The organism is Clostridium sp. KNHs214, from assembly GCF_000744935.1.
GTDB lineage: Bacteria > Bacillota > Clostridia > Clostridiales > Clostridiaceae > Haloimpatiens.
The window spans coordinates 755,726-774,552 of the sequence record NZ_JQMW01000011.1; the positions used below are offsets into that span (position 1 = coordinate 755,726).

At 31.5% G+C, this 18,827-nt stretch carries 19 protein-coding genes; 1 reads left to right on the forward strand and 18 read right to left on the reverse strand.

Annotated elements, in window-relative coordinates:
* Positions 1–286: 286 nt before the first annotated feature.
* The 17 genes from citG to CC89_RS12115 all read right to left on the reverse strand — a co-directional run bounded on the left by citG (position 287) and on the right by CC89_RS12115 (position 16,831).
* Positions 287–1,168, reverse strand: coding sequence for a triphosphoribosyl-dephospho-CoA synthase CitG (citG, locus tag CC89_RS12040; protein ID WP_035292428.1), 882 nt, complete (start codon positions 1,166–1,168; stop codon positions 287–289).
* Complete coding sequence (gene citX, locus CC89_RS12045; protein WP_051931750.1) at positions 1,161–1,748, reverse strand: citrate lyase holo-[acyl-carrier protein] synthase; 588 nt, start codon at positions 1,746–1,748, stop codon at positions 1,161–1,163. Before citX ends, citG begins: the two co-directional genes overlap by 8 nt.
* A 4-nt stretch (positions 1,749–1,752) precedes the next feature.
* On the reverse strand, positions 1,753–2,799 hold the full coding sequence (gene citC / locus CC89_RS12050; RefSeq protein WP_035292429.1) for a [citrate (pro-3S)-lyase] ligase: 1,047 nt from the start codon (positions 2,797–2,799) through the stop codon (positions 1,753–1,755).
* Positions 2,800–2,836: 37 nt separating this feature from the next.
* On the reverse strand, positions 2,837–3,706 hold the full coding sequence (locus CC89_RS12055; protein ID WP_035292432.1) for an alpha/beta hydrolase: 870 nt from the start codon (positions 3,704–3,706) through the stop codon (positions 2,837–2,839).
* Between the two features lie 281 nt (positions 3,707–3,987).
* Entirely contained in the window at positions 3,988–4,128 is a 141-nt protein-coding gene (locus CC89_RS20590) for a hypothetical protein (protein WP_185750756.1), read from the reverse strand.
* A gap of 408 nt (positions 4,129–4,536) precedes the next feature.
* A complete protein-coding gene (locus CC89_RS12060; RefSeq protein ID WP_035292433.1) occupies positions 4,537–5,211 on the reverse strand; it encodes an HD domain-containing protein in 675 nt (224 codons plus the stop codon).
* On the reverse strand, positions 5,198–5,779 hold the full coding sequence (locus tag CC89_RS12065; protein WP_035292436.1) for a non-canonical purine NTP pyrophosphatase: 582 nt from the start codon (positions 5,777–5,779) through the stop codon (positions 5,198–5,200). Before CC89_RS12065 ends, CC89_RS12060 begins: the two co-directional genes overlap by 14 nt.
* Before the next feature lie 532 nt (positions 5,780–6,311).
* The gene (gene citF / locus CC89_RS12070) at positions 6,312–7,853 is read right to left on the reverse strand and encodes a citrate lyase subunit alpha (RefSeq protein ID WP_035292437.1); all 1,542 of its coding nucleotides are present in this window, start codon (positions 7,851–7,853) and stop codon (positions 6,312–6,314) included.
* 161 nt (positions 7,854–8,014) lie between these two features.
* Positions 8,015–8,887 (reverse strand): HpcH/HpaI aldolase/citrate lyase family protein, encoded by an 873-nt coding sequence (locus tag CC89_RS12075; RefSeq protein ID WP_035292438.1) that lies wholly within the window; start codon positions 8,885–8,887, stop codon positions 8,015–8,017.
* 218 nt (positions 8,888–9,105) lie between these two features.
* The gene (gene citD / locus CC89_RS12080; RefSeq protein WP_035292441.1) at positions 9,106–9,372 is read right to left on the reverse strand and encodes a citrate lyase acyl carrier protein; all 267 of its coding nucleotides are present in this window, start codon (positions 9,370–9,372) and stop codon (positions 9,106–9,108) included.
* Between the two features lie 51 nt (positions 9,373–9,423).
* Positions 9,424–9,984: a Fe-S-containing hydro-lyase gene (locus CC89_RS12085; RefSeq protein WP_035292442.1), complete on the reverse strand. Its 561-nt coding sequence runs from the start codon at positions 9,982–9,984 to the stop codon at positions 9,424–9,426.
* A 21-nt stretch (positions 9,985–10,005) separates the two neighbouring features.
* Positions 10,006–10,848, reverse strand: a complete 843-nt coding sequence (locus CC89_RS12090; protein WP_035292444.1) for a fumarate hydratase — start codon at positions 10,846–10,848, stop codon at positions 10,006–10,008.
* Between the two features lie 301 nt (positions 10,849–11,149).
* Entirely contained in the window at positions 11,150–12,391 is a 1,242-nt protein-coding gene (locus tag CC89_RS12095; protein WP_035292445.1) for a methylaspartate ammonia-lyase, read from the reverse strand.
* A 162-nt stretch (positions 12,392–12,553) separates the two neighbouring features.
* On the reverse strand, positions 12,554–14,008 hold the full coding sequence (locus CC89_RS12100; protein WP_035292447.1) for a methylaspartate mutase subunit E: 1,455 nt from the start codon (positions 14,006–14,008) through the stop codon (positions 12,554–12,556).
* 18 nt (positions 14,009–14,026) lie between these two features.
* Entirely contained in the window at positions 14,027–15,421 is a 1,395-nt protein-coding gene (gene glmL / locus CC89_RS12105; protein ID WP_035292448.1) for a methylaspartate mutase accessory protein GlmL, read from the reverse strand.
* 49 nt (positions 15,422–15,470) lie between these two features.
* Positions 15,471–15,884, reverse strand: coding sequence for a methylaspartate mutase subunit S (gene glmS, locus CC89_RS12110; RefSeq protein WP_035292450.1), 414 nt, complete (start codon positions 15,882–15,884; stop codon positions 15,471–15,473).
* Between the two features lie 23 nt (positions 15,885–15,907).
* Positions 15,908–16,831 carry a GntR family transcriptional regulator gene (locus tag CC89_RS12115; protein ID WP_286161349.1) on the reverse strand — a complete coding sequence of 308 codons (924 nt, stop codon included), beginning with the start codon at positions 16,829–16,831 and terminating at the stop codon, positions 15,908–15,910.
* Positions 16,832–17,060: 229 nt separating this feature from the next.
* On the opposite strand from CC89_RS12115, the gene CC89_RS12120 reads away from it, so the two are divergent.
* Positions 17,061–17,834, forward strand: a complete 774-nt coding sequence (locus CC89_RS12120; protein WP_035292454.1) for a DUF3048 C-terminal domain-containing protein — start codon at positions 17,061–17,063, stop codon at positions 17,832–17,834.
* A 187-nt stretch (positions 17,835–18,021) separates the two neighbouring features.
* On the opposite strand, the gene cwlD is transcribed toward CC89_RS12120, so the two are convergent.
* Complete coding sequence (gene cwlD / locus CC89_RS12125; RefSeq protein WP_081897083.1) at positions 18,022–18,750, reverse strand: N-acetylmuramoyl-L-alanine amidase CwlD; 729 nt, start codon at positions 18,748–18,750, stop codon at positions 18,022–18,024.
* Positions 18,751–18,827 lie beyond the last annotated feature (77 nt).

Here is an 18,827-nt window from a genome sequence, read left to right on the forward strand (position 1 = left end):
GGGACTATTGAACTAGCCGTAGAACTTCTTATGTCTCACAGTTAAAGACCCGTTAAGAAGCTTTCATGTTTGAACGAGGAACGAGTGAGTTTGAAAGCTTTAGGGGCTTTAACTGTGAGACATTTAGAAGTTCTTGGCGTATTGTGAACAGTCCCAAATTACACATTTATTACGGAATTAAAATCAGATTTTTCTTCAATGTATTATTTCATAATATATTCTTATTGTGGACTTAAAGACAGATTTTTCTTATTGCACTTGCTTCACAATATTCTTAGTGGCTATTTTAAAGTAGCTTTTTAACGTTATGAAAAAACACTGTTACTGCCAATAAATCCGCACAACCTCCAGGACTTATATTTTTATTTATAAATTCGGTGTTTAAATCCTCTACAGCTTTTCGCCCATTTTCAGTTTGCATTCCGCCTAGTTTCATTATGTATTTAGCTTTATTTTGAACTTCTTTTAAAACCCCTATATTGTGCCTATGTATTACATTAGTATCCTCACAACAGCTCATTATACCAATTAAAGTGTGTACTAGTCTGTCATTTGTATCTAAATCATTGTTTTCTTCATATATTTTTAAAGAATGCTCAAAAACTATAGGTATTCCCTTTTCTACTTCTCCACGTATTCCTGTAATACCATAGTTTTTATATAGAAATTCTCCATAAGTAAGACTATCTTCATCTTTTCCATTGATAGCTTCTTCTAAGTCTTCTTTTACTATTCCCCTAGTCATTCTCTTTATAGTATTCTCTATTTCATCAAAATTCTTTCCCTGGTACATAGTCTTTAACGCTGCTATACAAGATAATCCCATTAAAAATATCATTCCCTTATGGGTATTTACCCCATTAGTGCTTTGAAGCATATGCTTGTCTCCTATTTTACCAATCTCCCTTGCCTCTTTAAAAATCTCTTTTTCTCCTTTAGAACTAAATCCAATTTCACTAAACTTAATCATGGTTTCCATAAGAGCACAGGTGCTATCTATAAAAGTAAAATAATTCATATCTTTGTGAGCTCCATTACTCACAGGAGTCACAAGACCAGGTTTAGGAAAAGCACTTACCTCATAGAGCATAGCCTTTACCGCTAAACTAGCTACAGTATAAATTTTATCTTTATGATTGTATTGTACTCTATAGTTTTCTTTATTCATGCTTATTCTCCATATGTTTTTTTGTATATTCCCCAAAACTTTTCTCTATAAAATCAATTATTTCCTTTTGGCTGTGCCTTCTACTTCTTACACATAAGTGAGCATCCTCACTACATATAAAACACTTTCTACTAGCTAGCCCCAATTCTCTCCTACTTATCCCCTGACCTTTTTCATTATACACATCTATATCCACAAATCTTCCCAATGGGTGCTTTTCTTCTATAGTTATGCACAGCTTTTTTACGTCTACAATATTTTTATTAACTACCATAAAAAATATAGGCCCTTCTGGAGTGAATTCTAATTGTTTAAACAATATATTATCGCTGCTTTTTTCTATTATCTCTATTTCCTGAGATTTTATATTTGTACAATCACATAAACTTTCCACATTAAAAACTTTTATTAATTCATTTTTTATTACATCTACTATTTCTCTAGTTACTGTATTGTCTTTATTAACCCCTGGGTAATTAGCTCTTACTACTATTAATGTATTTAAATATTTTTCTAATATTCTTTTCTGCTTTTCTACTCTTTTTTCTCTAGCATCTAATATATCTTCTGCAATATACATATGTCTAATGTGGAGAATTACTTTTCTTTATCTTCTCCATTATCTCCTCTCCCTTTTCCGTATTTAAAAATTCAAAGGTAACTTCAGGTATTAAATTTTTTAATTCATCCATCTTATCTTTCTTTATAAAATCCCTGACTTTAGAAGCACTTATAGCCCCACCACTAAACTCTTTTCTCTTAATTTCTGTAACTTCCACACCATAATGCTCTAATACCTCTTTTAACGTAGCATTATAAGTTCTGGTTACATTGCAATAGGGTTCCTTCCCTACAAATCTCTTGTTTATATTTAACTCCTTACAAAAATATTTTCCAAATACATTTGCATCTAACTTTGTATATCCCTTCAGCCTTTCATCTTCCTTTCTTAAGAAATATGAAGGGAATGTAGCAGAAGATATTATGTACTCCGTTCCAGGTATGACTTTTACATTCTTTAAATCTTCCACTCCCTTTTTAACCAATCCGTATCTTTCTTTAAAAGGGAAAAGTGATTTATCTTCTTCCACTATAAAAACTAAAACTTCTTCACTTTCTCTCGCGGCCTTTTCTATTAAATATCTGTGTCCCTTTGTAAAAGGATTGCAGTTCATAACTATGGCAGCTCTGTTTTTATTCACATCTATATCATATTTCTTAATTATGTTTTTAAGTGTACTCTTTATATCATATATGCCTCTTTCTAATAAAGCTACTTCTTCCACCTTAGTAACAGTATTAAAATTTAGTGATGAAAATATATCTATATTTTTAGGCTTAGTAAATATAAAATTGTGATAAATCCCCTGTTCAAAAGACTTATCTATTAAATTAGTTATAAGTGTAGATGTAACTCCCTCCCCCTGCAAATTAGGAGATACCGAAAAACACTTAAATACATTTTTAGCTTTAGAACAAGTAGCCACTATTTTATCCACATTATTTCTTAAAACTATAGTATAATCCACATCTTTATCCAGAATTAAACCAAAACTGTTTAAAAACTCTTCCACTTCTTTTCTTTCTTCTTCTTTTCTTAAATTTATTTTTGATAGTTTTAAGTCGTACATATAAAATCACCCTTATTTTTTAATTAATTTTTTTAAGTTATCTTAGTGCTTTCAAACATTGAATCACTATATCTGGTCTATCTATATAAACTTCATGTTCACTATTTTCCGCAATTACTAGCTTTCCCTTATTTGAAAGCTTTGATAACTCAATTTGCAAATCACGCCACAGAGCTTCATATAATACAGCTTCTTTCTTTGGAATCTGATACTTAATCCAGCTCTCCACTGCTACCTTACTATCCCTTGCTATTACTATAAGCGGAACATTAGGAAACTCTGAAATGCTTTTTATGTCTTTACTATCCCTATCCCAATTTTCAAATTCCTCTGCTATAGTTTTGTGAAGTACATTACTTGTAAAAAACTCCTCTACATTTTTCATATCACTACAGGACATGCGTTTTATATAACTTGAAATAATATTTTCATTCTGAATCTTTAATTCTTCCTTAGATTTTTTTGAAGCATTCACATTCCATTGTATCATTTTATCTATTGCAATAAAATCACTCATAATAGGTACATTAAGTCTATACAACTTTTTAAAATTATATGAAGTAGAGTCAATTAGTACTATTCCTTTCAATTTATTAGGATACATTTTTGCATATTGCTGCACACATAATCCACCAAAGGAATGTCCCATTAGAATAAATTTATCTTCTATACCAATTTTCTCTATAAGTTCATTAAGTTCTTTTGCCATATTTCTTGTGGTACGTGATTCATCTGAAACCTGACTTTTTCCGTAGCCGGCTCTATGATATAATACAACTGTAAAATATTTTTTTATCTCTTCCACAATAGAATACCAATCATAAAAAGAACTGCCTATACCAGTTTCTATAATGAGAAATGTTTTACCCTGACCAAAGATTTTATATTCTAATTCAAAAGTCCCCATAATCTTTCCCCCATTTTATATAGCCAAATACCATATATAACTAATTATACATGTTGTCTACCTTCACTGTAAACAAAAAAGCTAGTTTAAATTAAACTAGCAAATTCCTATGTTTTTACTTCTATTACTATCTAAATTCAAAAAGTACTTATCAAATTATAAAGTGATTACAAACATTTTACACGTTGATATATACATTTTACTTCAAAATATAAGTTAATTTATTCCAAAGTTTTTAGCTATCTTCTATGATATTAACGAACCAAGGATACCTGAAATTATTAACGATTTTTATTTATATAAATATCTAATGCACGAATCAACTTAGATGCTGCCAAAATAATAGCTATATAAGCCATTAGCTTAACTATCATGGTCACTATGCCCATAAACCCTGTCCCTGCTACTACTAATTCGTTCATAATTACGCTCCTTTCTTTTCAAAATCTTTTAGTATTTTTACTCTTTATTCAGTGGCTATCTACTGTAATACTTCCACTTTCAAATAAATAGAATCTACGGAAGCTGCTCCGCTAACTAATAATTTGTATGTTGTTTTCATAAATATTTAACTAATACAATACTATATTAGTTAAATATTATATGAATTCCTTCTAAATTATTATATTTTTTACAATTTTAAAAAAGAACCAGCTTAAACCAGTCCTCTAAAAAGTGCATATATCTTACAACTTAATTATATTAGGTATTTGCTTTTAAGCTATTTGATATGTGTAGATAAACATAGCAAAACTAATTCTCCCTAAATACATACTTCTACTCAATTACAAATTAATATACCAATTATGTTAAATTCATGTAATTTAATTTTACTGAATACCCTTCATCTCTAACTTTAATCTAGTAAAATACTCTTCCATAAATTTAAGCCTTGTTTTTCCTATTTCTTTTGCCTTTTTCGTATACAATTTACTAGGAATCTTTTTAAACTTCACTTCGTATTCTATAAAAGGTGTATGCTTTGAAACATCCTTTAACCTTCCATTTTCAACAGTATTTTTATTTAAATAATCATTTAGTGACTCATTTACTGTTAATCTTTGTCCAAATTGTCCTGCTAGCATAAAAGTACGAGCAATTCCACTTGCACCTATAACATCAAGCTTATCTGCGTCAAAAAGTATTTTAGCCTCTATTGTCCTAGGCTCATTCCCAGTCCTAAATCTATGCGCTACAATACAGTGCTTTATACTTTCAATCTTTTCCTCTTCGTATTGTAAGTTTTTTAATATGTCCTCTGCAATTTCACTGCCTAAAATAGCATGATCAACCTTTCCTGTTTTATCTTTACTTTCTTCTACTCTTGCAATATCATGTAATAATGCTGCTGGAATAAGCACTTCTAAATCGGCCTCTTTCTCGTATTTTGAAATTAATAAGCAAAGATTATAAACTCTAAATACATGATCTAAATTATGAGCTGAACAAGTCAACTTTTCTTGAACAATTTTTATAATTTTTCTATGTTTTTCATCTATATTCATTTGTTTCCCCCCTATACCATATGCCAAATTTCTTTATACAACTCTCTTCCTTCAACCTATTATACATTTCAAAATCCTTTTCACTAAACTCTGCTAATGTTTTATTGAAATTTAGAGGCTCAAATATGTACCACAAATCTGACCATTTATTTTCGTTGTCTTCTCCTCTTATACCTTTAGATATACTACCTGGTGATTTACTTTCAAAAAACTTCATATTCTTCCCATTATAGTACGCTAAACAAGATTTAAATTCACAATATCTATCTCCAATGTCTTCCATTAATTTTAATATTCCCTTTATTCCTATGGTTTCTAATGTATGATTAACATATACTTTTGGAAATCCATTTAATTCTTTTATAAAAAATCCCGCATCTAATGCTATACATGGTGTTTTTACAATTTTATATGCCTGTACAACTTTTTCCTTAGCTATCTCACTTATATCATCGCCTCTAGGTTCTATAAGCTCAGCATTATATGGTAAAACCTTTATATTTTCAAGTTCTCTTTGGGCTGATGCAATTTTTCCTTTATTACTTGTTACAAATACAATTTCTTTCATACAATTCAACTCCATAAATAAATCTAACTGTAAATAAAAATTTATATACCGATTAACCCATAAACAGAGCTCTTAGCTTCAGATGGAGTTTTTACTCCAACTGAAGGTTAGAGATCGTTATCCAGGGACGTAGCTGCCGTTATCTCCCACTTTGTTAGAAGTGGGAGTGTTACGGCAGGTAGTCATCGGATAAAAAGGTATAATGTGATGGAATTATGAAATTTCTCCTCCATGACTTGCATAAGAGCTCGGAACAATAAATTTAAACAGTTCCTTTGCTTCTTATGCAAGTCATTCCAGAGAAATTTCATAATTCAGGTAATGTAATGCTTATTGTGGGTTAATCATATAACAATTATAACATTGATTTATAAGAAATAGATAACTTAACTATTAGATCTAAATACTAATTTGTAAAATATTTTCCTTAACTCAAACTAAATTACAATATATTTTATCCTTATTTAAATAATAAAAAAGTGCTAGCTTTGATATGAGTTTATTAACTAGCACTTTTTACTTTATTCAATTATTAAATTATTGGTTTTCTCACTACATCTATTACAGTACCATCCCTGTATTCAACTACAGCCACCACTTCATCTGTAAGTTCTATAGGCTTTGGTTTTCCTGTAATTTTTTCTGCCATATCCTTTAATTCTTCTATAGTCATCACTGGTAAATTTGTCTTTTGTAATTTTTCCATTAAGTCTTTTCTATTTGGATTTACTGCTATTCCTCTTTCTGTTACAATTACATCTATGCTTTCTCCTGGAGTAGTTACAGTAGTTACTCTATCTTTTATTATCGGAAGTCTTGCTTTCATTAGGTTTGTAACTACTATAGCAAGTTTTGCACCTGCTGCTGTGTCACTATGTCCACCAGAACCTCCCATTATGATTCCATCAGAACCTGTAGTAACATTAACGTTGAAATCAGTGTCTATTTCTGTAGCACCTAAAATCATAACATCTAGATTATTAGCTACACATCCTTTGTTATGAGGGTTTCCGTACATGGATGCAGACATACCTTGATGTTTTGGATTATTTTTGTAAGAATCTACTGCTTTTAAATCAAAGCACTGTACATCAAATATATTTCTAAATAATCCTTCTTCTAGCATTTCTACAATGTATCCAGTAACTCCGCCGGCTGCAAAGCTTCCTACTACTTCTTCCTTCTTCATTATTTCCTTTAATTCTGCTGCCACTGCTAGCGATGTTCCACCAGCTCCAGTTTGGAATGAGAATCCATCCTTAACTAGTCCTGATGCCTTTATAACTTGTGAAGCCATTTTAGCTATTTTAAGTCCCACAGGATCCTTTGTTATTTTTGTAGTTCCTGAAACTATTCCTTTAGGGTCTCCTATGCTTTCTACTTTTACTATATAGTCCACATGATGCTGACTTATTTCTATTGGACATGCTGGATATGGGACTAAATTATCTGTTACAGCTACTACCTTATCAGCATACTCTGCATCTGGCGCTGCATATCCTAGAGAACCACAAGCTGCTGGTCCTTCTACTCCATTTATATTTCCGTAGGTATCTACTGTAGGTGCTGCTATAAAAGCCACATCTATATGTAAATCTCCACTTTCAATGGCTCTAGCTCTTCCGCCATGAGTATGCATTACAGCTGGTTTCTTTAATAAGCCTAAAGAAATAGCTCTTGCCACAGGTCCTGACATGTAATTAGCATACACTCCTGTTACTACTCCTGATTTTATATGCTCTACTAATGATGCTTGTGTAGGGAATATAGAACTAGCTGCTATTGTTATGTCCTTTATTCCTCTTTTAGCTATAGCATCCACTACCATGTTGAGCACATGGTCTCCATTTCTTAAATGGTGATGAAAGGAAATAGTCATTCCATCTTTTATTTCTACTTTATCTAGGGCTTCTTCTATACTATTTAAAACTTTAGAATCTGTTGGTTTTACTGTCTTTACCTTTACAGATTTTATAGTCTTTTCTCCATCTTCAGCAAAAGCACCTTTAAAAGGTTTTACTTCCTTATATCCTTCTATTTTTTCAGGTATTTCTCTACCCAATACATTTTTCATTTTATCACCTCTAAATTCTGTTAAATAAATCCTTAACTCCTCTGTCTCTATTCAACATAATTTCAATTGTATTTTACCTCTACATATTGTAACTTTGCAAAATCACTCTATTTTTAATCTTCAATTTCTTATTTTTAATTCTTAATTTTCAATTCTCAATTCTAAACAAGTCCTAACATTTTAGCCAATTCGTAAGTAGTTTTTGCTCTATTTATAACTGGAGCATCTACCATTTTTCCATCCAAAGAGAATACGCCTTTTCCTTCGCTTTCCGCTTCTTCTTTAGCTTCTAATACTCTTACGGCATGTTTTATTTCATCCTCTGTTGGTGCAAATACTGAATGAATTGTGTCTATTTGTCTTGGATTTATGGATGACTTACCTGTCATACCTAATCCTTTGGCTTTCATTGTATCTAATCTTAATCCTTCATAGTCATTTGTATCTGTAAATGGAGTATCTATAGCATCCACCCTCATGGCTCTACAAGCTGTAGCCACTTTATTTCTTGCGTAAAGAATTTCATCCCCCTGCTTAGTTCTCTTTACTCCGAAGTCTGAAGTTAGGTCTTCTCCACCTAAAAGAACTCCTTCTATTCTCTTAGAGGCTTTTATTACATCATAAACAGTTTCAAGTCCAAAGGCAGTTTCTATTAAAGCAAATAGTTTTATGCTTCCTTCTTCAAATCCTTCTTCTCTTTCTATTTGACAAAGCTTGCTGTCCACTTCTTTTATTTGTTCTTCTGTAGCTTTAGGAACCATTATTACATCTGGCTTTACTCTAGCTATAGTATCTAAATCCTTTGGTCCAAATTCTGTATCTAAAGGATTTACCCTAACTACCACTTCTACATTAGAATAATCTACATTTTTAATAGCCTCTCTTACAAGTATTCTGGCTCCATCTTTTTCAGTTATGCTAACTGCATCTTCTAAGTCTAATATTATAGAATCTGAACCAAGAATGCCCGCGTTTTGAAGCATTCCTGGATTGTTTCCAGGCATAAATAACATAGTTCTTCTTAATCTTTTCATATTTTCACCTTCTCATTGTTTTTTCCAATCTCTATTTCTTAATCACTAGCACCCAAATTTTTATCTACTTTTTATAATAAGCATTTTAAACTATTAAATTTATAAATATACTAATTTAATACAGTTAATACTCATAATTGGGGAAATTGCATAATTCCTTTCAAAATAAATTCTTAAGAATATATTGTATATACTCAATTAGGTATTATTTGTATTTATTAGTTAGTAGCTCTTTTAATAGCAGTCTCTATTCTTGCCTTTATTGTATAATCTAAAGCTCCTTTATCCTCTGCTTTTATCTTAACTTCTTCTACTTTCAATTCCTTTAAGGTATTCATTATAGTTTCTTTTATGGCTTCACCAAATTGTTTCATAACAATACTATCAATTTCCACTTCTATACCACCATTTACATTTGGCATAACTGTTATCATCACATCATTTGACTCTAGTGTGCCTGCTTTTGCTACCTTTTCTATTTTCATGTTTTCACCTACTTTTATATTAATTTAAAATTTAGAATGTAAAATTTAAAATTATTTATTTACAGAATCTAAATAATCCTTTTGTCCTTTTTCATAAAGGTTGTTTCCTTGGCTATCTATAACCACAACTACAGGTAAATCCTCTACTTCTAATTTTCTTACAGCTTCTGCTCCTAAATCTTCATAAGCTATAAGCTCTGCCTTTTTAACGCATTGTCCTATAAGAGCTGCTGCTCCACCTATAGCTGCAAAATATACTCCATTATTTCTAACTATAGCATCTATAACTTCTTTAGACCTTAGTCCTTTACCTATCATGCCCTTTAAGCCATTGTCTAAAAGCTTTGGAGCATATGGATCCATTCTATAACTAGTAGTAGGACCTGCTGAACCTAGAGCCTTACCTGGTTTTGCTGGTGTTGGTCCCACGTAGTATATTATAGCGTCCTTTATATCCATAGGAAGCTCTTTTCCTTCTTCTATTAGATTTACAAGTCTTGCATGAGCAGCATCTCTAGCTGTATAAATAGTTCCCGATATAAGAACAGCATCACCTATTTTTAAATCCTTAACTTTTTCCTCAGTTAAAGGAGTAGTTATTTTCTTTTCCATGTTTTCTCCCCCTTACCCTTATTAAAGTTCTACTTCTGCGTGTCTTGTAGCGTGGCAATTGATATTTACTGCTACTGGAAGTCCTGCTATATGCGTTGCATAGGTTTCTATATTAACAGCTAATGCTGTAGTTTTTCCACCAAAGCCTTGTGGTCCTATGCCTAATGTATTTATTTTTTCTAATAATTCTTCTTCTAAATCTGCATAAAACTTATTTGCATTTCTTTCTGACACTGGTCTTATTAATGCTTTTTTTGCGAGATTAGCAGCTCTATCAAAGGTTCCACCTATACCTACACCTACTACTATTGGTGGGCATGGATTAGGGCCTGCTTCTTTAACAACCTTTAATATAAATTCCTTAACACCCTCTAATCCATCTGCTGGTTTTAGCATCTTTATTTGACTCATATTCTCAGAACCAAATCCTTTTGGAGCTACAGTTATTTTAAGTTTATCTCCTGGAACTATATCATAATATATTATTGCAGGAGTATTATTCTTTGTATTCACTCTATCTAATGGATCTTTTACCACTGATTTTCTTAAATATCCACTTACATATCCTTCAGCTACACCTTTATTAATAGCTTCTTCTAAACTTCCTCCAACTATATGTACCTCTTGACCTATTTCTACAAATACACAAGCCATTCCTGTGTCTTGACACATAGGCATTTTTTCATCTCTAGCTATTTCAGAATTTACTATTATTTTGTCTAATATTCCTTTAGCTATATCCCACTCTTCTTTTTCCTTAGCTTCTTTAATAGTATTTTTTATATCATCGTTTAAATAATAATTAGCGTCTATACACATTTTAGCTAATGCTTCTGTAATTCTTTCTACATTTATTTCTCTCATTGACATTGCCCTCCTAGCTTTCTTAAATTTAAAACCTTAAACATATTTTAAAATATCAACTATATTATCCTTATTAATCATCGTGAAATGAACTATAGCATGATTATCCCAGAAAAAGTATTAAATTACTTGAATTATGAAATTTCATAATTCTATTACATTGTACCTTTTAGTGATTTAATCATAGTATATATTAATTAAATATATTATCATAAAGGTTTTATATCATTAAGGTTTATATGCACTTAAAAGGCAGTATGCACTCCTGCACAAACCGCCTTTTAAGTATTAATGGACTATATTATTTTCTTCTATTAACAAGAGCTACTACTCTGTTCATCTCATTGTTAACTATCATATATCCTTCATCAACGCCCATACCTGGTTTTGCAAGACATTGGTCTGCTCCACAAGCTATTGCTATATTAGTTGTAACTTCTGATGATCTGTTAGTTTCGTTACAAGTTCCTCCACAGTATGCTCCTACTCCTTTTTTCTTACAGTATAGAATTGATTCTATAACATTGTTTACTCCGCCTAAATCTGGAGTTTTTATTTGAAGCATATGTCCTGATTTGTTATCAGCAAAGAATTTAACATCGTCATATGTATTACACCATTCATCTGCAACTAATTCTACGTTTATTCCTCTCTTATCTATTTCTGTTGTTAAGTCTCTTAAAGCTTCCATCTGTTTTTGTCTATCCTCTACGTCCATTGGTCCTTCTATTCTTAATTTAAATGGCTTTGCAGCTTCTCCTAATTTTTCTAAGTAATTAGCCATTTTATCAGTGTCATAATCAAAAGCCACTCCTATTGTTCCATATACGTCTATGTGGAATACTGGAGAATAGCATTCGCAAGTTCTTAGTTTTTGTACTCTTTCACTTAACCATTTAACATATTCTAATAATTTTGATCCGTCTTTTCCTAATTTTTCTTCTACGTTGTTTATTAAAGCGTGAGGCATTACTTCAGCGCCTTTTATTATCATTTTATCTGCATTGTCATATCTATCATCGCCTGATTGAGTGAATATAGGAATTCTCTTTATGTCAACTCCTGTATTGTATTCATCTCTAACAACTTCTGCCATAGTAACTTTTTTAGCTTTTGCTACACCATCAAGTAATGCTTGAGTTACTCCATATCTTATAGCAGTATGTAATCTTTTTCCGTTTACTTGCATTCTATCAAATTCTTCTGCTAATGCTTTGAAGCTATCTAACTCTCTTCCTATTAGCTTTGGAGCTATTTCTTTTTCTATAACTGGAATAAAGTCTTTAGCTAAGAATAATGGGTCTCTTCCGCCTGCTCCTGAGTATTGAACTGCAGCACAATCTCCGAAAGCCACTTGACCATCTTCAAGTACTAGCATTACTGATATAGATTCTCCCGCTTGTCTTACAGATTTAAATCCTTCAGTTACTGGCTCACCTACATATGTGAATCCATCATGTTTAGCTCCTTTTTTTATAGCTCTTTGGTCATCAAAATAAAATCCTGTTTTTCCTTCAGAACATATTACATCAATAATTTTCATAGTTTTTCACCTGTCCCCTTTTCAAGTTTTAAACTTCTATATAATAAATTGTTTTTAATACTCTATTTTTAAACTATTTTCCTTAACACATATTATAAATTTTGCATCTTAACTTTAATTTATTTGTAAAACCTAAATCATCTAACTTAATATTTATTCAAACTATTTTTGAGGTCTTCCTACAAGTACTCCCCTACTTACAGCAAATATATCGTCCACTGTCATCTTAAAGCTTACTGGTCTTCCCTCAAATTTAGCTCTTTCTTCTAATTTTCTTCTATTTACTTCTTTTATATCTTCAGTAAATGGCAAGTTTCCAAAATTCAAATATCTTACTGCACCATTATTATCTCTAGCTGGCATCATTTTTCCTGCATTATATTTACTTGGTGCAAACGGTATATCTACAACCCCTGCTTCAAAAGCTTTAACTGCTCCTATAGCTAAATCTCCATTGCCCAATTCAAAAGTCTTATCCATCATACATTTTGTTTCTGCCTTTATAAGAGCTATTTCATCTTGCAATTCTTTTGACATTGGAAGTCTTTGACCTCTTAGTAAGTTCAATGTCATCTTAGTAGCTCTTATACCTTGAGCATTAGCTTCCTTAGTAGGAACTCCTATAGCTTCATGTGGAGTTTTAACAATTACCTTTGTTGCTCCTGCAAGAGCTGCTGTAGCTGAACCTGTAGATATAACTCCAAAAGCCTTAGCTTCATCTTGTGGGAAACCACCCATCCATTGATGGAATACTGTAGTTACATATACATCATGGTATCCATATTCTCTTAAGTATTCTTCCATTTGTGATTCTAGAGCTCTTATAGCAGCTACGTCTTGAACTATGTTACCACATTGTCCATATCCAACAGTTATATTTTTAACGCCCTGCTCTGCTGCCAATAATCCTTCAATGATAGCAACTGTGTTTGAAGTACTTGGTGGAACTAGAGTTCCTGTTAAAGGCCCAAATGGCTCTCTATTTATAGTTATTCCTTGCTCAGCGTAAAAACCAACTAGTCTATCACAGTATTGCCAATCTCTTATAGTTCTGTCTAGTGGAACATTTTTAGCATAAGGAACATTATATGATATCCCCCCACCTTCATTAGAAGTCCATCCACCTGCATGAATTATTTCTGAAAGCAATCTAGCATCTGGTGTTCCGTGTCTTGCCTCTAATGGTAAATTTACTGCCTCATAGATTTTTCTACATCCATGCACACCATGGTTTACTCCTGGGAATCCATTAAGTAGAGATCTTCCTGCTTTTCTACTTTCTTGTATACCAATTTCACACTCATCATATCTATTTTGTCTTGTATAACTATCTATAGTTGATGGAAGTAAATCAGCTCCACCTTCATTTTGTAGGTGTGTTAATAATTCTATATGTTCATTTATTAAAGCAACTCCTGCTCTTGGTTGAGCTAATGTAACGCCTTCTTCTTTAGCTTTTTTTAATTTAAAAGAGAAATTTTTATGTTCTGGAACTTTCTTAAGGTAGTCAACAGCTTCTTTAAGGTCAACTTCTTTACCTGTAGGCCATTGATTTAAAACCTCTTCTCTCATTTTGAAAAATTCTTCTTCAGTCCACTTTTTATTTTTTATATTCATTATTATTCCCCCTGAATATTAAACTTCTACTAAGTATTTTTTCATAATTCTCACAGCCATATCTGGAAGTTCTTGTGCTAAAAGACCCATAGATGATAATATATATGTCTTATCAATTAAGAGCTTAGGATTTTTAGGCTTTAAAGATTGAGGACTTTCCATGGTAAAAGTACCTGCTTTTAATATTCCTCCTGGGTTTTCACTGTGAATAAGTACTCCCCCAGTTCCTATCATGTACTTAACTTCCATTAAATCCTTTCCTGTTTGAGTAAACACAACACCCATAGGAGAATAAACGCTTTCTACTATGCCTACATGCCTCTCCATAGCTATTTCTGTTGCCACTTTACCCATGGCTTCATCAAACTTTATTTCTTCTTCTGTGCACGGAATCATTTTTATGTTTTCTGCTCTTTTTTTACAATTTCCTTCTACATCTATGTTTCTATCTTTATCATTTAAATAATTTCTTATTTTCCTTGTACCTGCTGCCTCCCAAAGTGAAACTGCTGAATATCTCATTCCCAAATCGCCTTCAACAGTTCTCTTAGCAATTGGTTCTTCAAGACCTTTCATAGTTACTCCAGATTTAGTTGGTGCTCCCTCAGCTATTGAATGTATGTCTGTAGTAGCTCCTCCTATATCTGCAACTATTAAATCTCCGATACCTTCTTCTTCATCACTGCCTTCACTTAAAACCCTAGCAGCTTTAAGCACTGCCGCAGGTGTAGGCATTAATATACCACTTATGTAATTTTCAGCATTACTCATACCTTTAGCTTCTACTATTTTATCCATAAATATTTTTCTAATTTCTTCTCTAGCTGGTTCCACATTTAAAACATTAAGTTTTGGCATAACGTTTTCAGTTATTCTATAATAGATGTCTGTTCCATTAAAAGCCTCTTCTATTTCGTCATAGGCAACTTTATTACCTGCCACTACTATTGGAAGCTTTAATCCACTTTTTGCTATCATTCTAGCATTGTGAATTATACACTCCTTATTGCCTCCATCTGTTCCTCCTGCTAGAAGAATTATATCTAGTTTAGAATTTCTTATCTCTTCTATTTCTCTAGAAGTTAATTCGTAACTATATACTTTGAGTACCCTAGCGCCTGCTCCAAGTGCTGCTCTTTTAGCCGCTTCTGCTGTTAGCTCTGGCACTAGACCAATAGCTACCATCTTTAAGCCGCCTGCTGCTGAAGAACAAGCTAATTTATTAACAAAGTTAACTTCTTTACCTTTTAATGCCTCATTTAGTTTACTATAAGCTTTGTCTAATCCTATCATTATATCATCTTCAATAGTAGTAATATCCTTTGCTGTGGCTAATATCTCTTCATTTTCAATGTCTACCGCTGTCAACTTAGTATAGGTACTTCCAAAGTCTATAAGTAAATATGCATCCACTGATACCACTCCAATCAACTAATTATCATTTGGCTTAGTTGGCATATTTTTAATTAAGATTAAAGTCTTTCTTAATGTCTTCTATAGTTATTTCTATATCTGTTCCAGGTGCGTAAACTCTGTTAAATCCCATATTTTTAAATCTTTTTTCAACTTCATTCCAATCTTGTTTTCCTACAACTATGTTTCCACCAACATATAATTTTATGTCTTTTAATCCAGCTTCATCACATTTTTCTCTAAGCCCTCTACAGTCTATTTCTCCATGACCATAAAGTGATGAAACAAGTATTGCATCAGCATTAGTTTCTACTGCTGCATTAATAAAGTCTTCTTGTGGTGATAAAACTCCAATATTCACAACATTAAAGCCTGATTCTGTCAAGGCGTAATCTATTATTTTGTTTCCTACTGCATGACAGTCAGAACCAATTACACCTATAACAACTGTTTTCTTCTCCATTTATAAATGCCTCCCACCTTAAATTAGATATCTTTATATTTCAACTCTATAATTTTAGACTTTAAAGCCTTTACAGAGTCGCTATCTAGGTTATACAAAAATTCAATCATTTCTTTTTCATCTTTATTTAAGTTTTTAACCATTTTATGTCTACCTGGTGATACAATTAGCACTTCACTATTATCTATTATTTTCCTAATTTCTCCCTCGTCTTTAGAGTTAGAATACGTTATATCAATATTACCTAACCCTGCTCCGTCTAAAGCCCCTTTTACTTTAAACATGAATTCTTCTGATATACATATAAACCCAAACCTTGTATGTTCAGGATATCTAGCTATTTTAACTATAGTGCCCAAATTAGGATTTATTGCAACCCCAAGCACTTCTTTTCTTTTTTCTCTAGTCAGCTCAATAACTTCATTTACATGATTAAATGTAGCTATAATTATCTGAGCTTGTTCAATTTTTTCTTTCGTATTGTCATTCATTTCTTTTAAATCATTTATAGTCAACGGCTCCACTCGGACACCAGAAATTTTAGTCAACTGCTTACTAAACATTCTAGCCTGCTCAATATTACATTCCACATAAATGGCTACTAATTTGCTCATAAGCTCTTTTTTTTCTTTTACCCTTTGCTTAACTAATTCTAAAAAACTGTCTGGCTCCATTCCTATCTCCATGGACTCTTCTAACCCTAGATCTATGAATTTAATTATTCTGTCTTTAATATTTTGATCCTTCCATGTTACAGCTTCCTCAGCTACAAAGGTTCCCTTGCCTTGATAGGATTTTAAAACTCCTTCTTGTTCTAGATCATTGTAAGCAGAGCTTACAGTATTTCTACTAACATTTAGCTGTTGGGCCAATTCTCTTTCAGTAGGCATCTTATGGCCAACCTTTAAGAGTCCACGTTTTATGGATTCCATTATTTGATTTTTCACTTGTATGTAAAGAGGTACTCCGCTTTTTTTATCGATTTTAATTTCTATAACTATCCCTCCCTCACAACATGGATTAATGGACTAATCCATATTCCATTAATATAATATCATAGGTCATTTTGCACATCAACATTTTTTTTAACTATTGTATAAATTCAATTTATTTGCATAAAAACAGTAGAATAAGACTATTATTTTAATGTAGTAGTATATAAGGAGTGAATTTTGTATGAAAAAATGTAATTTCGTAAATAATATTATTTTAATACTATTTTCTGTCTGCTGTATCCTAGTAATGCTCATATGTTATAAGCTTATACCCTTCAATAAGTTTCCAAACATAGACATTTCACCCTACAGCGGCGAAATATTAAAGAATAAAAACAATAGAGAGTTTAAAAATGCCACAGAGGTTATATATAAATTAAGTCAAATGAACGATAACACTGATGGACTAAGTAAAGCAGATATTATACTCCAATACGTAGATTCTCAAAATAAACTCATTTATAAAGGTATTTATTTAGATGAAGTGCCTAAAAAAATTTCATCATCCTCTGGTCAAAAAAAACCTATTGATACTTCCTACTTGCCCAAATTTGATTTTTTAGACTCTGAAGATATAAAATTAAGAAAAGGCAAGAAGGCTAATAATATATTTATAGACTTTAATGAATATTTTTCATCTAACTTTTTATATAAAGAAGGTCAATATTATCATCATAATCCTTCTAAAGAGCATATTGATGCTTATTACAATACTCCTGTTCATGTTTCAAACATAATAATTCAAATAGTAAATTCAAAATCTAACAAGAAATTTCCAATTGGCTCTGGAAATGGACTTTTATTTTCTGGTGGAAAAGCCATAGATATAGAATGGAATAAGAATTTAGATTCACCTATAAAAATACAGGATAAAAATGGGAAAAATATTTCATTAATTCGTGGCAGCACCTGGTGGATTATATTAGATGAAAGTTCATCTGTAGTTTATAACTAAAAATTTTTTATTAAACTTCTAATAATTAAATGGGGCTGTCGCATTAAGAAATTCATATACAATACATTGGTTTGAAATTTAATAGCAAACACAATGTGTTGTATAATTTATTTTTAGTGCCACAGCCTCTATCTAGTTTATTATAAACAAAAACCACTCACTCTTTATTTAATTTCTTTAAATATATTCATTCCTTTTTAAAATTAAAATACTCATCCACAGATTTTGATATAGATTTAGCTATCTTCTCTTGATATGCTTCATCCTTTAAAAGTTGTTCTTCTCTTTCATTGGATAAAAACCCACATTCAACTATTACAGATGGTATAGTATCGTTACATCTTAATATCTTATACATGTCTTTTGCATCTTTAGGCTGTCTTTTATTTTGTTTATCCAAATCCTCTATTAATTTTTTTTGTATTATATCAGCCAATTCTTTACTTTCGGGATTACTAGAATGCCATACCTGCGCCCCGTAATACTTACTTTGTGGAAATTTATTTAAATGAATACTTATAAACATATCACATTTAGTTTTTTCTTTTATTTCACATCTATTATTTAAATCCTCTATTTTTTTACTTCTACTATCTTCTGAGTATAAGCCTTTATCTTCTTCCCTGGTCATAATAACTTTATATCCTTTTTTCTTTAATTCCTCTTTTAAATTCAAGGATATGTTTAAATTTATATGTTTTTCTACAGTACCATTTTTAGATACAGCTCCTCCATCAATTCCTCCATGCCCTGGGTCAATTAATATAGTTCTTTTCTCTAAATCCTTATTCACTATTAATGTTTTTCCAAATTGAATATTTGTTAGCACTATTAAAAAAGCTCCTACCACTATAACACCTATTGTAGATATTAATTTATTATTTTTCACTATTTTTGCCTCCTTTACAGCTCTCATATTATCTATATAAGAAAACAAAAATAAAAATACCTAACATAATAAAATATGTTAGGTATTTTGCATTAATCATCTTA